Annotated in this window: 4 protein-coding genes; all 4 read left to right on the top strand. The window is 59.5% G+C overall.

Annotation, left to right across the window (positions count from 1 at the left end; all coding sequences use genetic code 11):
• Positions 1 to 187: 187 nt before the first annotated feature.
• The 4 genes from RMO15_RS23615 to RMO15_RS23600 are packed head-to-tail and all read left to right on the top strand — an operon-like array spanning position 188 to position 5,995.
• Positions 188 to 3,358, top strand: coding sequence for a DUF1553 domain-containing protein (locus RMO15_RS23615; protein ID WP_309718196.1), 3,171 nt, complete (start codon positions 188 to 190; stop codon positions 3,356 to 3,358).
• 3 nt (positions 3,359 to 3,361) lie between these two features.
• Positions 3,362 to 3,922: a hypothetical protein gene (locus tag RMO15_RS23610; RefSeq protein ID WP_309718193.1), complete on the top strand. Its 561-nt coding sequence runs from the start codon at positions 3,362 to 3,364 to the stop codon at positions 3,920 to 3,922.
• A complete protein-coding gene (locus RMO15_RS23605) occupies positions 3,912 to 4,505 on the top strand; it encodes a hypothetical protein (protein ID WP_369016158.1) in 594 nt (197 codons plus the stop codon). Before RMO15_RS23610 ends, RMO15_RS23605 begins: the two co-directional genes overlap by 11 nt.
• Positions 4,502 to 5,995, top strand: a complete 1,494-nt coding sequence (locus RMO15_RS23600) for a DUF1501 domain-containing protein (protein ID WP_309718187.1) — start codon at positions 4,502 to 4,504, stop codon at positions 5,993 to 5,995. The genes RMO15_RS23605 and RMO15_RS23600 overlap by 4 nt, the downstream gene beginning before the upstream one ends.
• The last annotated feature ends 7 nt before the right edge of the window (positions 5,996 to 6,002 follow it).

The following is a 6,002-nucleotide window of genomic DNA, read 5'->3' as shown; positions in this document are numbered from 1 at the left end:
GGGCCTTTAGCGGCAGTTCCTGGACAGGTCACGAACGTGGGAAACCAGCCTGCTCTCTGCGTTCTTGCGGCGCTGAATCCGTAAAGAATCACACCACGTCGCCGCGTGGTGTTTTCTAGCAGGATCCTTTAAGTTTAATATCTCCCCGAGAGTAGACCACCCTCGGGGAATGTGTTAAAATTCCTTCATGCGTAGAACCATTGTGGGAGTGAGCATGGGGGCCGGATTGCTGGCGGTCTCCTTTGGTGTGGGAGCCGCGCCGGCAACACAGAAACCGGCGGCTCCGATCGCACGAAAGCTTACCTATAACCAGGATATTCGACCTATCTTGGCAGAGAACTGCTTCCCCTGCCATGGCCCCGACTCGGCATCTCGTAAGGCCGGACTGCGGCTTGATCGGCTTGCCGAGGCACGAGCCAAAGGGGCAATTGTGCCGGGCGACCCGCTTGCCAGTGAGGTGCTCCGCCGCGTTCGACTACCGCAGAGTGACGCCCTCACCATGCCACCGGCGGCGGGCCACAAGCGCCTCATGCCCGAGCAAGTCTCGCTCCTCACCCGCTGGATTGGCGAAGGGGCGCAGTACGAGCAGCACTGGAGCTTCCTACCCCCGAAATCGCAGACCCCGCCCAAGGTGAAGAACGCGGCCTGGGTTCGCAACCCGATTGATGCTTTTGTGCTGTCCAAGCTGGAGGAAAGTGGCTTCACGCCTGCGCCCGAGGCCGATAAGCGCACCATCGCCCGGCGGCTGGCGCTGGATCTCACCGGCCTGCCGCCTGAGCCTGCCGATGTTGAGACGTTTGTGGCCGATAAAGCGCCCAATGCCTACGAGAAGCTCGTGGATAAGTTTATGGCGACCGCGCAGTGGGGAGAGCACCGTGGGCGTGCTTGGCTCGATGCCGCACGCTACGCCGACACACACGGGATTCACTTCGATAACTACCGCGAGATGTGGGCGTACCGTGACTGGGTGATCCAAGCCTTCAATCAAAACATGCGCTTCGATCAGTTCACCATCGAGCAGCTCGCCGGTGATCTCCTGCCAGAGCCGACACTGGATCAGCGTATCGCCACGGGCTTCACCCGCTGCAATATCACCACCAATGAGGGCGGCTCCATTGATGAAGAGGTGCGCGTGATGTACACCCGCGACCGCACCGAGACAGCGGCGCAGGTCTGGATGGGGAGCACGGCGGGCTGCGCGGTCTGCCACGACCACAAGTTTGACCCGATCTCGCAGAAAGATTTCTATGCGCTCTCGGCGTTTTTTAATAACACGACCCAGAACGCTATGGACGGCAATATTAAAGACACGCCGCCCATTATTCAGGTACCCGTGAGCGCGGATCGTCCCCGGTTCGCGCTTGTTCAGAAAGAGGTAGGAGAGGCAAAGAAGGCCACGGAGGCACGCAAGGCCACGGCAAAGGCGGACTTTGACAAGTGGCTGACATCACCGACCCGCACCGCACTGGCCGCTCCCACCGAGGGGCTACTCTTCCAGGCCAAGCTCGACGAGGGCAAGGGCAAGGAGCTTGCGGCGATCCATGAGGGCAAGCCTGTAAAGTACAGTGCCGAGGGATCTGGGGTGAACTGGACCGACGGCCAGCTTTCTGAGAAAGCCTTCCAGAAAAAGCCCGGTGGGCCGATCTCCCTGCCCGATGTAGGGGATTTTGAGAACAACCAGGCGTTCACGTGCTCCGCGTGGGTAAGGCTCCCCGAGGGCAACACGGGCGGTGCAATTGTGGCACGCATGGACGAGAGCAATGCGCACCGGGGCTGGGACATGTGGGTCGAGGGTAATAAAGTCGGGAGCCATATTATCTCCAAGTGGCCTGAAGACGCGCTGAAAGTGGTCACGCAAGAGGCGCTGACTCCCAAGGTCTGGCACCTCGTGACGATTACCTACGATGGGAGCCTGAAGCGCTCGGGATTGAAGGTCTTTGTTGATGGACTGGAGAAAGCCACCGATGTCCAGGCTGAGAACCTCAAGGGGACGATCAAGACGACGACTCCCTTCAAGCTGGGACAGCGCAGCAATAGCAGCCCGATTGAGGGACTGGGATTGCAAGATGTGCGGCTCTACAACCGTGTGCTTCCTGCCAGCGAGGTGTCGGCTCTAATGGCGATGCGCTCGGAGTATCTGCTGGCGATGGGCAGCGACAAGCTCAAGCCCGCCCAACGCGACGAGCTGTTCTCCGGCTGGCTGGCATCCGGCGATCCGGTCTTCAAGGAGCTCTCCAGCAAGCTGGCGAGCCTGCAGAGCGAGGAGGCGGCAATCAAGGGGCGTGGCACCGTGGCGCATGTCGCCAATGAGAAGACAAACGCCCCCGAGGCCTACGTCCTCTTCCGGGGCGAGTACGATAAACGCCGCGATAAAGTCTCACCGATGACCCCCGCCGCGCTCCCCTCCATGAGCCCTGCGCTCCCCAAGAACCGCCTGGGCTTGGCCAAGTGGCTCCTCTCACCGGGCCACCCGCTGACGGCGCGCGTGACGGTCAACCGCTACTGGCAGGAGCTCTTTGGCACCGGCCTGGTCAAGACAGCGGGCGACTTTGGGATCACCGGCGAGCTGCCTAGCCACCCGGAGCTCCTCGACTGGCTCGCTCTGGACTTTCAGAAGGACTGGAACATCAAGCGCTTCTTCAAGCAGCTGGTGATGAGCAGCACCTACCGCCAGGCCGCCCTTCTCACCCCTGCGAAACGCGCAAAAGACCGCGACAACCGCCTGCTCTCGCGTGGTCCACGCTTCCGCATGGACGGCGAGATGGTGCGCGACTATGCCCTGGCAACCAGTGGCCTGCTGGTCAAGAAGATCGGCGGCGCAAGTGTCAAGCCCTACCAGCCCGATGGGGTCTGGGAGGCCGTGGCGATGATCGGCTCCAACACCCGCGATTATAGAAGGGACACGGGCGAGAGCCTCTACCGCCGCTCGATGTACACCCTCTGGAAGCGCGCCGCACCGCCCGCCTCGATGGAACTCTTCAACGCCCCCAACCGCGAGACCTGTGTGGTGAAGCGCGAGCGCACCAACACGCCTCTCCAGGCACTCGTCACGCTCAATGATGTCCAGTTTGTCGAGGCCGCACGCCAGCTCGCCACCAACGCCCTCAAGAGTGGCAATGCTCTAGACTATCTCTCCCATCGCCTCCTGTCCCGTCCGCTGAGAACGACCGAGCGCATCATCACCGAGACAAGCCTGACAGAGCTAAAAGCCTACTACGACAAGAATCCCAAAGAAGCGCGTGAGCTGATCACCTTCGGCGAGTCCAAGCCCGACCCCAGTCTCAACACCACCCAGCTCGCCGCCTGGACCATGCTTGCCAACCAGATGCTCAACCTAGACGAGGTGTTGAATAAATAATCCATGCCAACCGGTGCGATTCTCTATGTCCAAGTCCCCAACTCCACCACCTCGGAGGATTGGGCACGCTGGCGAGATGCGTTTGTGGTGAGCTTCGACCTGGGGCTTGATTCGTATCGGGCAGATATTGGTGAAGAGCGTTTTGCGGAGCTACTTGCCCCAGACTGGCGATTTCTCAGCTACCCAACCTTAGGAAAAGACTCTATTTGGGATGTCTTCCCACAGAGCATTTTTCTGGAAGTGAACTTGGGAGACTCTTACTACGGCCCTGGTTATGAGCGAGGTCATCTGCCAGGTTTTATCGAACATGCAGAATGGTTCGAGACAAATATTTCTGAGAGTCGTGTTTGGTATGTTGATGACTGTAGCCAAGCCGCGATGGTTTTTGATACTCGCGCTCGGGAGATTTTGCTAGAGTACTATCAGAAAATTGGGCACGAACCTTACCATATTAAGCTTGAAGAGAGAGCACAATGGAAGCCAGCTCAGGAGGCGTGCTTGCGGCTTTGGATGTTGGAGCAGGAGCGGGTTTTGCGAGAAATGAGAGAGTGTGATGGCCTTTAGCGACTATAAAAATATCTCCCAGACACAGCGGGAGTTTGGGATTACCTACCGCGAGGAGCGCTTTCTTTTTGCGGAGCCTGTCCCGCCGCCACAGAGTTTCTTGACCGAGCTGGAGTTCAGCCGCGAGAACATGGATATCTTCACCTCCGAGGCATCGCGCACGGAGCTGGTGATCTCGCCGCTTCTCCGGGAAGCCTACAAGCGCTTCGCAGATCGGTACGCCTTCTGGATTCAGAAGCCGCTGAGCTACAGTGAGAAGCTCTCGGGGATTCCTGATTATCTGATCGCGACCAAGTCGGCGCTGGGAAAGACCGTGCTGGAGACGCCGCTGGTGGTGGTGGTTGAGGCGAAGAAAAACGACTTTGAGCAGGGCTGGGGCCAGTGCCTCGCCGAGCTGATCGCCGCACAGAAAATCAACGAGAGGCCGGATCAGCCGGTCTATGGCATTGTCACCGATGGCGAGCTATGGAAGTTTGGCAAGCTCGTCGGTACCGATTTTACCTTGGAGACCGTGGGATACACCCTCACAGACTTGCCGGAGCTCTTCGGCACACTCGTCTATATCTTGGAGACAGCAGTATGAACCGTGAAAAAGAACCGATTGATCCGCTAATTGCGGAGTGGGTGCGCTTAGAGACCCGGCGGCAGTTTTTGCGCAGTGGAGCCAATGCGCTCGGGATGGCGGCGCTCTCCGCGCTGGGGGGCGAGGCATTTGCACAAACGTTGCCGAAACAAAAGTACAAAACCGTACCAGGGGCACTGCCTAAGCTACACTTTGCACCCAAGGCCAAGCACGTGATCTATCTCCACATGGTCGGGGGGCCACCGCAGATGGACCTCTTTGACTACAAGCCGGAGATGGTCAAGATGTACGACCAGGATCTCCCTGAGTCTATTCGCAAGGGCCAGCGCCTGACGACCATGACCAGTGGCCAGGCACGCTTCCCGATCGCGCCTAGCAAGTTCGCCTTCAAGCAGCATGGCAAGAGCGGGATGTGGCTTTCCGAGCTACTGCCGAACCTGGCGACCAAGGCCGATGACATCTGTTTTATTCGCTCGATGCACACGGAGGCGATCAACCACGAGCCCGCCATTACCTACATGCAGACTGGCAACCAAGTGACGGGGCGTCCGTGTCTCGGCGCGTGGACAAGCTACGGCCTGGGCTCGATGAACTCCGACTTGCCGACGTTTGTGGTGCTGGTGGCGCAGCCAACCAATACCGACCAGGTGCAGGCGATCTCGGCGCGGCTCTGGCAGTCGGGGTACCTGCCTGGGGAGCACGCAGCCTGTTCTTTCCGTGCGGCGGGCGACCCGATCCTCTATATCAACAATCCTCCGGGGGTTGACCCAACCGTGCGCCGCACGACCCTCAATGGCCTCAAGGCGCTTAACCAGCTCACCTACCAGACCGTCGGGGATGAGGAGACCCACACCCGGATCGCGCAGTACGAGCTTGCGTTTCGGATGCAGGCCTCGGTACCGGAGCTAACGGCGATCACCAACGAACCTGCCAGTACCTACGAGCTGTATGGCGAGGCGGCGAAAAAACCGGGCAGCTTTGCCTACACTGCCCTCATGGCCCGGCGCATGGTCGAGCGCGGTGTGCGCTTTGTCCAGGTCTATCTCAATAACTGGGACACCCATGCCAATGTCGCGGGGCGCTTGCCCAGCCAGTGCAAAGACATTGACCAGGCATGTGCGGGGCTGATCCAGGATCTGAAGAACCGGGGACTGTTCGAAGAAACGCTGATTATCTGGGGCGGAGAGTTCGGGCGCACGATCTACTCCCAGGGTGGGCTCTCGAAAGAGAACTATGGGCGCGACCACCACCCGCGCTGCTTCACGATGTGGATGGCAGGCGGCGGAAGCAAAGGTGGCACCGTCTACGGCGAGACCGATGACTTCTCCTACAACATCGTCAAAGACCCGTGCGATGTCCACGACTTCCACGCCACGGTGCTGCATCTGCTGGGCATTGACCATGAGCGCTTCACGTATAAGTACCAGGGCCTGGATCAGAAGCTCACGGGAGTGGAGCCCGCGAAAGTGATCAAAGAACTCATGGCGTAGCGAGGGG

The sequence above is a fragment of the Armatimonas sp. genome, from assembly GCF_031410135.1.
GTDB lineage: Bacteria > Armatimonadota > Armatimonadia > Armatimonadales > Armatimonadaceae > Armatimonas.
Note: the sequence above shows the minus strand (reverse complement) of the source record. Positions and strands in the feature narration are given on the sequence as shown.

Excerpts from the sequence above, each read along its gene's own strand:
- RMO15_RS23615 (WP_309718196.1), top strand. The coding sequence starts at position 188 with ATGCGTAGAACCATTGTGGGAGTGAGCATGGGGGCCGGATTGCTGGCG.
- RMO15_RS23610 (WP_309718193.1), top strand. The coding sequence starts at position 3,362 with ATGCCAACCGGTGCGATTCTCTATGTCCAAGTCCCCAACTCCACCACC.
- RMO15_RS23605 (WP_369016158.1), top strand. The coding sequence starts at position 3,912 with ATGGCCTTTAGCGACTATAAAAATATCTCCCAGACACAGCGGGAGTTT.
- RMO15_RS23600 (WP_309718187.1), top strand. The coding sequence starts at position 4,502 with ATGAACCGTGAAAAAGAACCGATTGATCCGCTAATTGCGGAGTGGGTG.